Source organism: Streptomyces sp. NPDC006134 (genome assembly GCF_040628835.1).
In the GTDB taxonomy this organism is placed as follows: domain Bacteria; phylum Actinomycetota; class Actinomycetes; order Streptomycetales; family Streptomycetaceae; genus Streptomyces.
Window position 1 is genome coordinate 30,922 of the sequence record NZ_JBEXTV010000010.1, and the last position, 12,755, is coordinate 43,676.

Genomic DNA, 12,755 nt, shown 5'->3' on the forward strand with positions numbered 1-12,755 from the left:
GGCCCTGATTCCGTGTTGTACTTGCATATCCGCGGACTGGCTCACCCCAGTCCCCCGAGACGCCGAGAGGAGGCGAGTCCAGTGATCAGCATCAACGCCAGCACCAGCACCACCGTCAAAATGACCGATCGCTCGGCCGTCTCCCTGCGCATGCTCGGCGTTTCCGCCCTGGGCACCGGTCTGTCCGGCATTCGTGCCGTGCGTCCGGCGTCCTCCCCTGCCCTGACGGACCTCCCTGTCCGTGAGTGCAATGAGCGACCGACCAAGGCACTGGAAGCAGTAGCGGCGCAGGCCCAGGCCTATGCCTTTGCGGCGACCGGTGCCGGATTCCGGAAGCAGACGACGCAGCACCACCTGATGTGGGCCTTCCGTGGGCCAGAACCCTGGAGTGATCCAGCCTGATCGCCGATCAGGCCGGCGCCTTCAGGGCCGCGGAACCCCATCCGGGATCCGCGGCCCTTCTGTTTTCCCCGAACGGGGCGAGCAGACCGAAGGAGCCTCGGGACAGCAAGAGAACCCGGTACCAAGCCGCCCACCGGCCAACCGGCCGGAACGACCAGACGAGGAAGACCAGCCGTGCAACTCGAAGCGCACGCCCCGTCCGTACCGCCTTCCGACACGATCCCCAAGCCCGGCTCCACGGAGGACTCCACCTTGACCCCGCTGACCGCGCTCACCGCGCTCGACGACGCCATCGAGAACCTCGGTGTACCCGTCCCCTGCCGTTCCTACGACCCGGAGGTCTTCTTCGCCGAGTCGCCGGCGGACGTGGAGTACGCCAAGTCCCTCTGCCGCACCTGCCCGCTGATCGAGGCCTGCCTCGCCGGCGCCAAGGAGCGGCGTGAGCCCTGGGGCGTCTGGGGCGGCGAGCTGTTCGTCCAGGGTGTCGTCGTCGCCCGGAAGCGGCCGCGTGGCCGCCCGCGCAAGAACCCGGTCACGGCATGAACACCGCAGGAACGATCGACCGCCCTCTCACGCACGACCCCAAGAAGCAGGCCCCGATGAAGCCGTCCACCCACGAACCCGCCGCAGGCTCCGCGCCTGAAGACTTCACCACCAGCGGTGCGAAGGACTCGCGCCAGAACAGGACACGAGAGATGCAACTCATCCCAGAAGCCCTGGCCCGTGCGCATATGCACGACCGCCTGCGCGAGGCGGAGCGGGAACGCCAGGCCGTACGCCTGGCGACCGCCCGCCGGATGCAGCGCCGGGCCGAGCGCGCCTCGATGCGCGCCCGCCGCGCGCTCGCCATGGCGGTCATGCAGTAGCCGGCCGTATCACGCCTGAAGCGGTGGCCTCCCGGTCCAGGGAGGCGAAGCTCTCCCCGTGGGGGCCGGTCCGTCCGGACGGACCGGCCCCCACGGCGTGTTCCGTCCGTCCGGGCCCGGCGGAGGGGGCCTTCTCAGCGGAGGACGGGCCGACCGTCCGCCGCTCCCCTCACGCCTGTGCCGCCGAGTCCTCGGGCCCCTCCTCGTCGACGACGAATCCCGGCAGCCACTCCTCCAACTCTTCACGCAGCCGCACCGTCGCCCCCAGCTGGCACAGCACCCCGATGGTGCTCAGGGTCACCCGGTGGATCAGCAGATACGCCGGGGGCAGGTTGAGCTGCTTGCCGAGCTGGTAGGCGGGGGAGCGGGGGTCGGCGATCCGGGCGGCCTGACTGCGCATCCACCCCCGGGTGAAGGTGAACGCGTCGACCCGGGCCGGCTCGATGATCGGCAGGAGGTAGTCGAGCACGGCGTCGGGGTCCAGCTCTATCGACTCCTTGACGAAGCCCTCCGCGCAGAGCAGCTCGTAGACGGTCTCCGCCTCGCCGTCCAGCGTCATGCGCAAGGACTCGCCGATGGGGGCCGGCAGACCGCCGGGCAGGCGGTCCACGGTGCCGAAGTCCAGGACGCCCAGGCGCCAGTCGTCCTCGCCGTCCGGGCCGCCGGGCAGCAGACGGAAGTTGCCCGGGTGCGGATCGGCGTGCAGCAGGCCGGTACGGGCCGGGCCGGAGAACAGGAAGTGGGCCAGGAGCTGACCGGCCCGGTCCCGCTGCTCCGGCGTGCCGTCCGCGATGATCTCCGACAGCGGGACGCCGTCGATCCACTCGGTGATCAGGACCTGCTCGCACTGGTGGACCACGCCCGGGACCACGATGTCCGGGTCGTCCGCGAACTCCTCGGCGTGGGCCCGTTGGGCCTGGGCCTCCAGGGCGTAGTCCAGTTCCTCCGAGACCCGGTCCTTCAACTCCGTGATCAGCGGCTTGATGTCCAGGCCCGGGACCAGCGGGCCCAGCAGGCGGGCGAAGCGGCTGAGCTGGTTCAGGTCGGACACCAGGGCCTCGCCGGCGCCCGGGTACTGCACCTTGACGGCCACCTCGCGGCCGTCGTGCCACACGCCCCGGTGCACCTGGCCGATCGAGGCCGCCGCGGCGGGCTTGTCCTCGAACTCCAGGAACAGGTCGTGCCAGTCCTCGCCGAGCCGCTGCGCGAGCACCGTGTGCACGGTCCGCGTCGGCATCGGCGGCGCCGCCTCCTGCAGCTTGGTCAACGCCGCCCGGTAGGGGCCGGCGACCTCCTCGGGCAGGGCCGACTCGAAGACGGACAGGGCCTGCCCGAACTTCATCGCCCCGCCCTTGAGCTCGCCGAGCACCTTGAACAGCTGCTCGGCCGTGCGCTGCTGCAGCTGCTGGCCGACGAGCTCGGCGGATTCACCGACGATCCGCTTGCCCAGTCCCCAGGTCGCCCGTCCGGCGAAGCCGAGCGGGAGCGCGGCGAGCTTGGCGGTACGGGTGACCGCCTTGCGGGGAAGATCAGACATGCGCCCTCCAAGTCCCAGCCGGCCGGGCCGTCCCTGCCTCACGGCGTACTCGTGCCGACGGCCGTTGCTCCGCCATTGTCTCGCGCCGCCCCCCGTCCTCGGAGGCGTGATCCTCCCCGCATTCCCCCGTGCTCTTCTCCCCGCCTTCTCCCACGCCTTCCTCCGCGGCCCCGCACGAGCACCCCGGATGCGGCCACACCGGCCGTGCGTGCCAATGGAGAGCGGGCAGCGCGACCTCCCAGCGGGCGCCCGCGCTCGACGGCATCCGGCCGTCCAGGAAGGCGAGCGCGTGGGCGGCTGCGAGACCGGCGACGGCCGTGGCCAGCGTGAGGTCGCAGGAACGCACGTGGCGCGGTCTGCCCGAGCGCCACTGGGCGACCAGACGGGGCCAGGCCGCGTCCCGGTCGGTGCGGGCCTCGTGCAGACAGCCCGCGCAGCCCGTCTCACCAGGCAGGACGAGCGGGCCGACGACGCCTGTCGCCTCCACCACCCCGGCGTACAGGTGCGGGGTGCCCGAGGCGACGAGGTCCTCGGGCAGGGCGGGAGCGTGCACGGCGACGTCATCCCGCGGGGCGAGGACCACCAGGGAGAACCCGGGGTCGCCCTCCCCGGACGGTGGTGTGACGGGGCCGCGGCGCGGCGTGCGGCCGGGGGCGGCGCGGCGCACGGCCCGGCGTGCGGCCTCGTCACGGCGGTCGCCCACGGCGTCGGCGGGCAGCCCGCCCGGGGCGACGTCCCACGCCTCGACCCGGCCGACGTCACGCACGTCGACCTCCCCGACCCCGGCACCCGACAAGAGCGAGGCCAGGACCGCGCCCACCCGCCCGGCGCCCCGCACCTGCACGCGCAGGGAGCGCCGGGCGGCCAGGCGCCGCAGCGCGTCACCCGGTTCCGACGTGGTCAGGGACAGCGAGGCCAGCTCCGGGCGGAGCCGGTCGAGCACGTCCGTCCTCTCGCGCAGGGCGTCGGCGTCCGGGCCGCCACCGCGGGCGTCGTCGAGCAGACCGGCCCCCGCCAGCCGCTCCACCAGCCCGTCGACATGGCCGTCGGGCAGGTCCGACCCGCGTGCCTCCTCGCGCAGCAGCGGCAGCCCGCGGGTGCCGTCGAGCAGGTCGAGGAAGCTGCCCGTCGCCGTGTCCATCGGGCCGAGGGTCATCGCGTGCGCCGGCGTCATCCCGAACTGCACGGTGTTGAGATCGCGCCAGCCGCGCCGAAACGCAGGCTTCACCATCGGATGCATGACAGACCCCCGTACCTCGTGTGACTCCCCGTGTGCCGGCTGTACCGCGGCCGGCTGTGGGCGCGGCGGCTTCGCCGGTGACAGCCAGCATGCCCGGCCCCGGCGCCGGGCGTCGAAAGTTGTCCACAGGCGACCGCGATAGTCGTACTAATCCATCCGCAGCCTGTTCTGTCCGCGGCCTGTTCTGTCCGCGGCCTGTTCCGTCCGCGGCCTGTTCTGTCCGCGGTCTGATCCGCCCACTGCCTGCCGATCCGCCCACCGCCTGATCCGTCCGCGGCGCCGAACCGCCCCGGAGCCGGGACTTCCCCGTGCGCAACGGGTACCGTCGGGGCGTGTCCGCCGACCCACTGCACCGCGCCGGAACACCGCAGCGCAGCACGACGCCCCCGCTCCCGGGCGGCTCGAAGGAGAGCGCGATCGAGGTCCGCAGGAGCACCCGTCGACGCAGGACGGTCTCCGCGTACCGTGAGGGCGATCGCACCGTCGTGCTCATCCCCGCCCGGATGTCCGAGGCGGAGGAGCAGCGCTGGGTGCGTGTCATGCTCGACAAACTGGCCGCACAGGAGAGCAAGCGGCTCCTCGGCGACGCCGAGCTGGCCGAGCGAGCCGAGCGGCTGTCGGCCCAGTACCTCGGCGGGCGGGCCCGGCCCCGTTCGGTCCGCTGGGTCACGAACCAGAACACCCGGTGGGGCTCGTGCACCCCCGCCGAGGGCAGCATCCGCCTGTCGCACCGCTTGCAGGGCATGCCCGAGTACGTCGTCGACTACGTCCTCCTCCACGAGCTGGCCCACCTGCTCGTACCGGGGCACGGGCCCGGCTTCTGGCGGCTGCTGGAGCCCTACCCGCGGACCGAGCGGGCGCGGGGCTACCTGGAGGGCGTGGTCGCCGCCGGCCGGCTGCCGCACGTCCCCGGCGCGCGCGGCGAGTAGGCCCGGTCCGTCCCGGCGGGACCGGGCACCGGCGCCGTCCCCACGCGTGCGTGCGTGGCTTCTACGCCCGCATCCTGCGCGCCATCGGCTTCGAGCCGTCCCCACGCGCGCGTGCGTGGCTTCCCCTGCGGACCAGCCAGGGCTCAGCCGGTGCCCGGCCGGGAACCAGCCGGGGCCCAGCCGGGAACCAGCCGGTGCCCGGCCGGTGCCCGGCCGGGTGTTCTGTACCGGATCCGTACCGACTTCGTCCGGTGTCCGGGATTGCCGTTAGCCTGACGCGACGCACTCGCACTCGGATGGGGGACGGTCGTTACGCATGGCCAGGGAATTCCAACGCGGCCACAAGGCCAGGATCAGTGACCTCACTGCCGGTACGGACCTGTACGTAGGCGTGCAGATCTCCGGCCCCGGACTGACCTTCGACATCAGCTGCTTCGGTCTGGACGCCGACGAACGGCTCTCGGACGACCGGTACTTCGTGTTCTACAACCAGCCGAAGTCCCCCGAGGAGTCCGTGCAGCTCCTGGGCGCGCAGGCGGGCGACACCGAATCCTTCCGGGTCACGCTGGACCGGATCCCGCCGCAGATCCACAAGCTGTCCTTCACGGCGACGATCGACGGCGCCGGGCAGATGTCCCAGATCGCTCCCGGGTACCTGCGCATCGTCGCGGGCGGCGAGGAGGTGGCCCGGTACCCCTTCGACGGCTCGGAGTTCTCCACCGAACGGGCCGTGATGCTGGGCGACTTCTACCTGAAGGACGTGTGGCGGTTCGCCGCCGTCGGACAGGGCTTCGACGGCGGCCTGGAGGCGCTGCTGAAGCACTTCGGCGGCGAGGTGGCCGAGGAAACCGGGGAAGCGGGGGAAGCCGGGGAAGCCGGGGAGGCGACCCCCGCCGCACCTCCGTCGCAGCCGGGCGCCGCGCCCGGCTTCGCACCGCCCCCGCCCGCCCCCGCCCCGGCCACGCACCCCCCCTCCCCGCCCGCGTTCGGCATGCCGCCCGCCCCCGCGCAGGCCCCCGTCCCGCCGCCCGCCCCCGCGCCGCAGCAGCCCCAGCCGCAGCCGGCCGCGCAGGGGTACGCGGCCCCCGCGGGAGCCGTCCCGCCGCAGGCCCCCGGCTCCTCGGTGCACGCCGCGCCGACCGTCGCGGCGGGCGTACCGACGCCGCCCGCCGGCACCGTGCCCCCTCCCGCCCCGGCACCACAGAGCGCCCCCTTCACGCCCCCCGGCGGCCCGTTCACGCCGCCCTCGGGCACCTCCCAGGCACCCGGCGGCCCGTTCACGCCGCCCCCGGGCACCCCGGCACCCGGCGGCCCCTTCACCCCTCCGCCCGGCGCTCCCGCCTTCCCCGGCGCTCCCGCCTTCCCCGGCCAGGCCCCGGCCTTCGGGGGTGCCACGGCGCTCGCGCCCGTCCCCGCGGAGGCCGGCCTGCGCGCCGTCCTGACGAAGTACGCCGAGGCCCCCGTGGGCGACCGCTGGACCGAGCAGAACCCGCAGCTGGTCCGGGCGACCCTCACCAAGGGCGCCAACATCCTCGCCAAGCAGGGCAGCATGGTCGCCTACCAGGGCGACATCGACTTCGCCCACAAGGGCTCCGGGCTGCTCGGCAAGCTGACCGGGCAGCTCACCGGCCAGGGCATGTCCCTGATGCGGTGCTCCGGTGACGGCGAGGTGTTCCTCGCCGACGAGGCCAGCCGCCTGTTCGTCATCCGGCTCCAGGGCGAGCAGCTCTACACCAGCGCGCGCGGGGTCCTCGCCTTCGACGAGGGGCTGGAGACCGAGGTGCGCCGCATCGAGGGCGCGGGCCTGCCGGGCGGCGGCCTGTTCAGCATGCTCTTCTCCGGCACGGGCGCGGTCGTCGTCAAGACGCGGGGCACCCCCGTGGTGCTGCCGGTCGGCCCGGCGACCTACGTCGACGGCAACGCCGTCATCGCCTGGTCCGCGGGGGCGCAGGCCGTGACCACGACGTCGGTGCGGCTGCGCCGTTCCGGGTACGCACGGCAGTCCTCGGAGGCCGTGAACCTCCAGTTCCGGGGCGCCCCGGGCAATTTCGTCGTCGTCCAGCCCTTCGAGGTGTGAGGCAGTCCATGGACCTCCAGACACTCAACGCGCACCGCCCCGCGGCCACCGGCGTCCGGATGAGCGTGCACAGCTCCAAGACCCTCAAGGTCACCATGGTCAGCGGGCAGGACCTGTACGCGAAGGCCGGCTCGATGATCGCCTACGACGGTTACGTCCAGTTCGAGGCCGCCCCGGCCGGCCTGCGCCGCACGGCGGAGGAGATGGTGACCGGCGAGGGCGGCAAGCTGATGCTCTGCCGCGGCGACGGCGACCTGTACCTGGCCGACTACGGCGGCGAGATCCTCGTCGCCCACCTGGACAACGAGGCCCTGTCCGTCAACGGCCCCACCCTGCTGGCCTGCGACGCCTCCCTCCAGCTCGCCATCGAACCGGTCAAGGGCCTGGCCAAGCTGTCCGGCTCGGGCCTGACCAACCTCGTGGTCCGGGGGACCGGATGGGTGGCCCTGGTCAGCCGGGGCATGCCGATCTCCCTCGACTGCGCCGAGCGGGAGACCTACGTCGACCCGGACGCGCTGATCGCCTGGACCGACGGTCTCGACATGAAGGCCCGGCGCACGATCAAGGCGAGCGCCCTGATCGGCCGGGGGAGCGGCGAGGCGTTCCAGGTCGGTTTCAAGGGACAGGGCTTCGTGGTCGTCCAGCCCAGCGAGGACACCGGCGACCGCTTCAAGATCCGTGGCTGACCGGGGCTGAGGGGAGCACCAGCACACATGCACAGCACACTCTTCGCGCACATCCCGGTGGAGTCCACCGGACGCTACACGCTGCAGAACCCGCAACTGCTCAAGACCGCCGTCGACCAGGGCGGCAATCCCGTCCTGGCCCGCCAGGGCGCCATGGTCGCCTTCGAGGGGCACATCGAGTTCGACAGCCAGTACCGCAACCGCAGCTGGCGCAACGTCGAACGCATGACCGGCGAGCAGCTGGAGCTGATGCGCTGCAAGGGCAACGGCGTCGTCTACCTCGCCAACTTCGCCCAGTACCTGCACATCATGGACGTCGGCCGCGGCATCACCGTCGACTCCTCGGCGGTCCTGGCCTTCGACGGTTCCCTCAACGTCGGGATCGTCGCCGTGGACAGCGCCGTCGAGATCGCCTCCGCGGGCTCGTACAACCTGGAACTGTCCGGCTCGGGGCAGGTCGTCCTGATGACGTCCGGCGAGCCGCTGGTCCTGGAGGTGACGCCGGAGAAGAACGTCTGCTGCGACGCCGACGCGGTCATCGCCTGGTCGACGTCCCTGCGGACCCAGCTCCAGGCACCCACCTCCACGTCCGCCGTGTGGCGCCGCCGCGGCTCCACCGGCGAGGGCTGGGAGATGCAGTTCTCCGGCAACGGGTACGTCCTGGTGCAGCCCAGCGAACTGCTGCCGCCGCAGCACCTGCGCGGTTCCGGCCTGCTCGGCCAGTTCGGCATGGGCTCCGGCGGGCTCAGCGGGAACTCGCTCGGCGGCAGCCGCAGCTGAGCGGCGCCTTCCCGCACACGGGTGAGGCGCCTTCCCGCACACGGGTAAGGGGCGACCGCCAAGGCGGTCGCCCCTTACCTAACGGCTCACCGCCGGTTCAGGCACCGAGCCGCTCGCGCGTCGCCTCCACCAGCCGTACGACCGACTCGTCGGCCACGTCCGCGACCCGGGCGTACGGGAACCAGCGCAGGTCCAGGGACTCGTCGCTGATCGCCTCGACGGCCCCGGCCGGAGCCAGCGCCGCGTACTGCACGTCCAGGTGCCAGGCACAGGGCGTGTGATGACGGTCCAGCCGCACCGGACCGCCGGGCAGCAGGGCCAGCCCGGTGATGCCCGACTCCTCGGTCGCCTCCCGCAGGGCGGACGCGGCCAGACTCGTGTCACCGGGCTCGCAGTGGCCGCCCATCTGGAGCCACATGCGCAGCTTGCGGTGCAGGGTGAGCAGCACCCGTCCGCGCTCGGGGTCCACGACCAGCGCGCTCGCCGTGATGTGCCCGTCCGCGCAGGACTTCCACATGCCGTCCGGGTGGGCCGCCAGGTGGTCCAGGTACGTCTGGCGCAGCTCCGCCTGACCTGCGTGCCGGTCCTCGTACTCCTTCAGCACGAGGACCGCGTCGTCGTACAGGCTCACTCGGCGCCGTCACCCTTGCCGTCGCCCTCGTCCGTGCCCTCGGCCTTGTCCGTGCCTCCGGCCGCGGCGTCGTCCTCGGACGGCTTCTTCTTCAGGTCGGGCTTCCTGCCGGCGGCCTCGCCGAGCATCTTGTCCAGCTCGGAGAAGTCCAGCTGCTCGCGGTGGACGAAGCCGTCCGGGTCGTCCAGGTCGGTCGCCGTCGGCAGCATGTCCGGGTGGGCCCACAGGCCGTCCCGGCCGTCGACGCCGCGCGCGTCCGTCAGGGACGCCCACAGGCGGGAGGCGTCGCGCAGCCGGCGCGGGCGCAGCTCCAGGCCGATCAGCGTGGCGAACGTCTGCTCGGCCGGGCCACCCGAGGCACGGCGGCGGCGCAGCGTCTCGCGCAGCGCGTCGGCCGAGCCCAGGCGCGGCTTGGCGGCGGCGTGCACCACCGCGTCCACCCAGCCCTCGACGAGCGCCAGCGCCGTCTCCAGACGGGCCAGGGCCGCCTTCTGCTCCGGCGTGTCCTCCGGCTGGAACATGCCCTGCTGGAGTGCTTCCTGCAGCTGCTCGGGGTTCTGCGGGTCGAACTGGCCGACCACGTCCTCCAGCTTGGCCGTGTCGACCTTGATGCCGCGGGCATAGCCCTCGACGGCGCCGAACAGGTGCGAGCGCAGCCACGGCACGTGCGCGAACAGGCGCTGGTGGGCGGCCTCGCGCAGGGCCAGGTACAGCCGCACCTCGTCCTTCGGCACGCCCAGGTCCTTGCCGAACGTCTCGATGTTCGCGGGCAGCAGCGCGGCCTTGCCGGCCGGGCCGAGCGGCAGGCCGATGTCGGACGAGCCGACGACCTCGCCGGCGAGCACGCCGACGGCCTGCCCGATCTGCGTGCCGAACATGGCGCCGCCCATGGAGCGCATCATGCCGATCAGCGGGCCGGCCATGGCCTGCATCTCCTCCGGCAGGACGTCGCCCATGGCGTTGCCGACGCGCTCGGCCACCGGGTCGACCAGCTCCCGCCAGGCGGGCAGGGTCGCCTCGACCCACTCCGCGCGGCTCCACGCCACCGCGGAGCCCGCACCGGAGGGCAGGGCGGTCACGTCGTCCAGCCACAGGTCGGCCAGGCGGACGGCCTCCTGGACGGCGGTGCGCTCGGCCGGGCCGACGCTCGCGTCCTTGGTGCCGTCCGGAGTGCCCTGGGCGACGGTCTGGCGGGCGATCTGCTTGGCCATGTCCCAGTTCACCGGGCCGCCCTCGTAGGAGAGCATCTGGCCCAGCTGCTGGAACGCGGCGCCCAGGTCGGTGGGGTTCAGCGAACCGAACATGGCGGCGAACGGATTGTCCGCACCGGGGCCACCCAGGCCTCCGGCGCCGGGCAGCGACCCGAAACCGAACGGATTGGCCGGTCCCTGCCCACCACCGCTCTGCTGGTCCTTCTTCTTGCCCTCGTCGCCGTCGTCCGGCTCCTCCGGCGGAAGGCCGAATCCGAATGGGGTGTCACTCACGGGGTTCCTCGGCTGGTAGGGCCACCGGTTCTTTCCGGCGGCACGGCTGCCCGACAACACCACCCAGCGTAGACACCCGCGGCGCATCGGGCCTCGGTGCTTGGCCGGCCGGCGGCCTGCGGCAGGATGGATGCCACCTGGTACGTACGCGTCACTCGCGCCCGTACTGAAGACAACCGCTGGAGACGCCCGGTGAGTTCCCCAGATCCGCAGGTTCGCGCAGCGCGAAACCAGTCAACCAGTCCCCCCGGCCCCGGCGCACGCGGACCCGTCGTCGCGGTCACCGGTGCCGCGTCCGGCGTCGGCGCGCTGCTCACCGCGCGGCTCGCGGCATCGCCCGAGGTCAGGCAGGTCGTCGCCCTCGACGAGCGGCGCGGCGAGTGCGCGGACGCACAGTGGCACGTCCTGGACGTGCGGGACCCGGCCATCGCGGACAAGCTGCGCGGCGCGGACGTGGTCGTGCACCTGGCGCTCGACCTCGATCTGGAGACCGACGCAGCCGCCCGGACGGCCTACAACGTCCGGGGGACGCAGACCGTGCTGACCGCCGCGGCGGCGGCCGGCGTCCACCGGGTCGTGCTGTGCACCTCGGCGATGGTCTACGGCGCGCTGCCCGACAACGAGCTGCCGCTGTCGGAGGACGCCGAGCTGCGCGCCACGGCCGAGGCCACCGGCGTCGGGGACCTGCTGGAGATCGAGCGGCTGGCCCGCCGCGCCCCGCGCGCCCACCCGGGGCTCAACGTCACCGTGGTCCGGCCGGCCATCCTGGTCGGCGGCACGGACACCGCGCTGACCAGGTACTTCGAGTCGCCCCGGCTGCTGGTCGTGGCCGGGTCGCGGCCCGCGTGGCAGTTCTGCCACGTCGAGGACCTGTGCAGCGCCCTGGAGTACGCCGTGCTGGAGAAGGCCGAGGGGGAGCTGGCCGTCGGCTGCGACGGCTGGCTGGAGCAGGAGGAGGTCGAGGAGCTCAGCGGCATCCGGCGCATGGAGCTGCCGTCGGCGGTCGCCCTGGGGGCGGCGGCCCGGCTGCACCGGATCGGGCTCACGCCCTCCCCGGCCGGGGACCTGGCGTACACGATGTACCCCTGGGTGGTGAGCGGGAGCCGGCTGCACGACGCCGGGTGGCGGCCCAAGTACACCAACGAGCAGGTGCTCGCCGAGCTGCTGGAGGAGGTCTCCGGGCGGCACACGGTGGCCGGGCGGCGCCTGGGCCGCAAGGACGCCACGGCGGCGGGCGCCGCGGGCGCGACGGTGGCGCTGCTGGGCGCGGCGGCGGTGGTGCGGCGGGCGCGGAAGGCGCGGCGGCGCATCTGAGGCGGGGCGCCGGCGGCCGGGCGCGCAGGGGCCGGTCCGGCCTGCGCCGCGCTCCCGGTTCCCCGCCCGCCCGGCCGGCGCACTCCCGAAGGCCCGCGGAGGCTCCGGGGGCTCGGAGGAAGGTCCTGTAGGAGGCTCCAAACACGCACGCGCGCGTGCCGGGCGATAACGCTATTCCGCGCCCCCGCCGCCGTGGGGCACGATGGCCCCATGGCATCCACGAACGACCACCCCGGCGAGTCGGCCGCGCAGGACCCCGTCAAGCTGATCGGCATCCGCGAGACACCCCTGTCCGTGGACGAGGTCTTCCGGGCCGTCGGGGACGACGCGGCCGGAGGGACCGCGCTGTTCGTGGGCACCGTGCGCAACCACGACGGGGGCGCCGACGTGGACGCGCTCGGCTACTCCTGCCACCCCAGCGCCGAGGCCGAGATGCGGCGGATCGCCGAGAAGGTCGCCGCCGAGTACCCCGTGCGGGCGCTGGCCGCCGTGCACCGCGTGGGAGACCTCGGGGTCGGTGACCTCGCCGTCGTCGTCGCCGTCTCCTGCCCCCACCGCGGCGAGGCCTTCGAGGCCTGCCGCAAGCTGATCGACGACCTGAAGCACGAGGTGCCGATCTGGAAGCACCAGAAGTTCTCCGACGGCACCGAGGAGTGGGTGGGCGCCTGCTGACCCGCCCACGCGGGTCTCCGCCGTACGCCTTCCTCCCCGCCGGCCCCCTGATGCCCCGGGCCCTTGGTGTCACGGCCCCCTGATGCTTCGGGTCCCTGATGCCCCGGGGCCCTGGTGTCACGGACCTCTGGTGTCAC

13 protein-coding genes are annotated in these 12,755 nt (G+C 73.4%); 9 read left to right on the forward strand and 4 right to left on the reverse strand.

Annotation, left to right across the window (positions count from 1 at the left end; translation table 11 throughout):
• Positions 1 to 81: 81 nt before the first annotated feature.
• The 3 genes from ABZ340_RS08850 (at position 82) to ABZ340_RS08860 (ending at position 1,268) form a co-directional block, all read left to right on the forward strand.
• The gene (locus ABZ340_RS08850) at positions 82 to 402 is read left to right on the forward strand and encodes a hypothetical protein (RefSeq protein WP_358781055.1); all 321 of its coding nucleotides are present in this window, start codon (positions 82 to 84) and stop codon (positions 400 to 402) included.
• A 174-nt stretch (positions 403 to 576) separates the two neighbouring features.
• A complete protein-coding gene (locus ABZ340_RS08855; RefSeq protein ID WP_103781313.1) occupies positions 577 to 945 on the forward strand; it encodes a WhiB family transcriptional regulator in 369 nt (122 codons plus the stop codon).
• Positions 942 to 1,268: a hypothetical protein gene (locus ABZ340_RS08860; RefSeq protein ID WP_358781056.1), complete on the forward strand. Its 327-nt coding sequence runs from the start codon at positions 942 to 944 to the stop codon at positions 1,266 to 1,268. Before ABZ340_RS08855 ends, ABZ340_RS08860 begins: the two co-directional genes overlap by 4 nt.
• A gap of 169 nt (positions 1,269 to 1,437) precedes the next feature.
• Here ABZ340_RS08860 and ABZ340_RS08865 read toward each other — a convergent pair whose 3' ends face one another.
• Together ABZ340_RS08865 and ABZ340_RS08870 are read right to left on the reverse strand one after the other, a co-directional pair.
• On the reverse strand, positions 1,438 to 2,805 hold the full coding sequence (locus ABZ340_RS08865; protein ID WP_358781057.1) for an AarF/ABC1/UbiB kinase family protein: 1,368 nt from the start codon (positions 2,803 to 2,805) through the stop codon (positions 1,438 to 1,440).
• On the reverse strand, positions 2,798 to 4,045 hold the full coding sequence (locus ABZ340_RS08870; RefSeq protein ID WP_358781058.1) for a TOMM precursor leader peptide-binding protein: 1,248 nt from the start codon (positions 4,043 to 4,045) through the stop codon (positions 2,798 to 2,800). The genes ABZ340_RS08865 and ABZ340_RS08870 overlap by 8 nt, the downstream gene beginning before the upstream one ends.
• Positions 4,046 to 4,377: 332 nt before the next feature.
• Between ABZ340_RS08870 and ABZ340_RS08875 the strand changes: the two genes are divergently transcribed.
• The 4 genes from ABZ340_RS08875 to ABZ340_RS08890 all read left to right on the forward strand — a co-directional run bounded on the left by ABZ340_RS08875 (position 4,378) and on the right by ABZ340_RS08890 (position 8,517).
• Positions 4,378 to 4,974 carry a M48 family metallopeptidase gene (locus tag ABZ340_RS08875; protein ID WP_358781059.1) on the forward strand — a complete coding sequence of 199 codons (597 nt, stop codon included), beginning with the start codon at positions 4,378 to 4,380 and terminating at the stop codon, positions 4,972 to 4,974.
• A gap of 316 nt (positions 4,975 to 5,290) precedes the next feature.
• Positions 5,291 to 7,051, forward strand: a complete 1,761-nt coding sequence (locus ABZ340_RS08880) for a TerD family protein (RefSeq protein ID WP_358781060.1) — start codon at positions 5,291 to 5,293, stop codon at positions 7,049 to 7,051.
• A gap of 8 nt (positions 7,052 to 7,059) precedes the next feature.
• On the forward strand, positions 7,060 to 7,737 hold the full coding sequence (locus ABZ340_RS08885; RefSeq protein ID WP_358781061.1) for an AIM24 family protein: 678 nt from the start codon (positions 7,060 to 7,062) through the stop codon (positions 7,735 to 7,737).
• Between the two features lie 27 nt (positions 7,738 to 7,764).
• The gene (locus ABZ340_RS08890; protein WP_358781062.1) at positions 7,765 to 8,517 is read left to right on the forward strand and encodes an AIM24 family protein; all 753 of its coding nucleotides are present in this window, start codon (positions 7,765 to 7,767) and stop codon (positions 8,515 to 8,517) included.
• A 97-nt stretch (positions 8,518 to 8,614) separates the two neighbouring features.
• On the opposite strand, the gene ABZ340_RS08895 is transcribed toward ABZ340_RS08890, so the two are convergent.
• Together ABZ340_RS08895 and ABZ340_RS08900 are read right to left on the reverse strand one after the other, a co-directional pair.
• Positions 8,615 to 9,148, reverse strand: coding sequence for an NUDIX hydrolase (locus ABZ340_RS08895; RefSeq protein ID WP_358781063.1), 534 nt, complete (start codon positions 9,146 to 9,148; stop codon positions 8,615 to 8,617).
• The gene (locus ABZ340_RS08900) at positions 9,145 to 10,632 is read right to left on the reverse strand and encodes a zinc-dependent metalloprotease (protein ID WP_358781064.1); all 1,488 of its coding nucleotides are present in this window, start codon (positions 10,630 to 10,632) and stop codon (positions 9,145 to 9,147) included. Before ABZ340_RS08900 ends, ABZ340_RS08895 begins: the two co-directional genes overlap by 4 nt.
• Positions 10,633 to 10,824: 192 nt before the next feature.
• Here ABZ340_RS08900 and ABZ340_RS08905 point away from each other — a divergent pair, with 192 nt between their 5' ends.
• Both ABZ340_RS08905 and ABZ340_RS08910 read left to right on the forward strand, forming a co-directional pair.
• A complete protein-coding gene (locus tag ABZ340_RS08905; RefSeq protein ID WP_358781065.1) occupies positions 10,825 to 11,946 on the forward strand; it encodes an SDR family oxidoreductase in 1,122 nt (373 codons plus the stop codon).
• 210 nt (positions 11,947 to 12,156) lie between these two features.
• Positions 12,157 to 12,618, forward strand: a complete 462-nt coding sequence (locus ABZ340_RS08910; protein ID WP_358781066.1) for a molybdenum cofactor biosynthesis protein MoaE — start codon at positions 12,157 to 12,159, stop codon at positions 12,616 to 12,618.
• Positions 12,619 to 12,755: the final 137 nt, after the last annotated feature.

Coding starts and splice junctions, on each gene's coding strand:
- ABZ340_RS08885 (WP_358781061.1), top strand. CDS start 7,060: ATGGACCTCCAGACACTCAACGCGCACCGCCCCGCGGCCACCGGCGTC.
- ABZ340_RS08860 (WP_358781056.1), top strand. CDS start 942: ATGAACACCGCAGGAACGATCGACCGCCCTCTCACGCACGACCCCAAG.
- ABZ340_RS08880 (WP_358781060.1), top strand. CDS start 5,291: ATGGCCAGGGAATTCCAACGCGGCCACAAGGCCAGGATCAGTGACCTC.
- ABZ340_RS08890 (WP_358781062.1), top strand. CDS start 7,765: ATGCACAGCACACTCTTCGCGCACATCCCGGTGGAGTCCACCGGACGC.
- ABZ340_RS08870 (WP_358781058.1), bottom strand. CDS start 4,045: ATGCATCCGATGGTGAAGCCTGCGTTTCGGCGCGGCTGGCGCGATCTC.
- ABZ340_RS08865 (WP_358781057.1), bottom strand. CDS start 2,805: ATGTCTGATCTTCCCCGCAAGGCGGTCACCCGTACCGCCAAGCTCGCC.
- ABZ340_RS08910 (WP_358781066.1), top strand. CDS start 12,157: ATGGCATCCACGAACGACCACCCCGGCGAGTCGGCCGCGCAGGACCCC.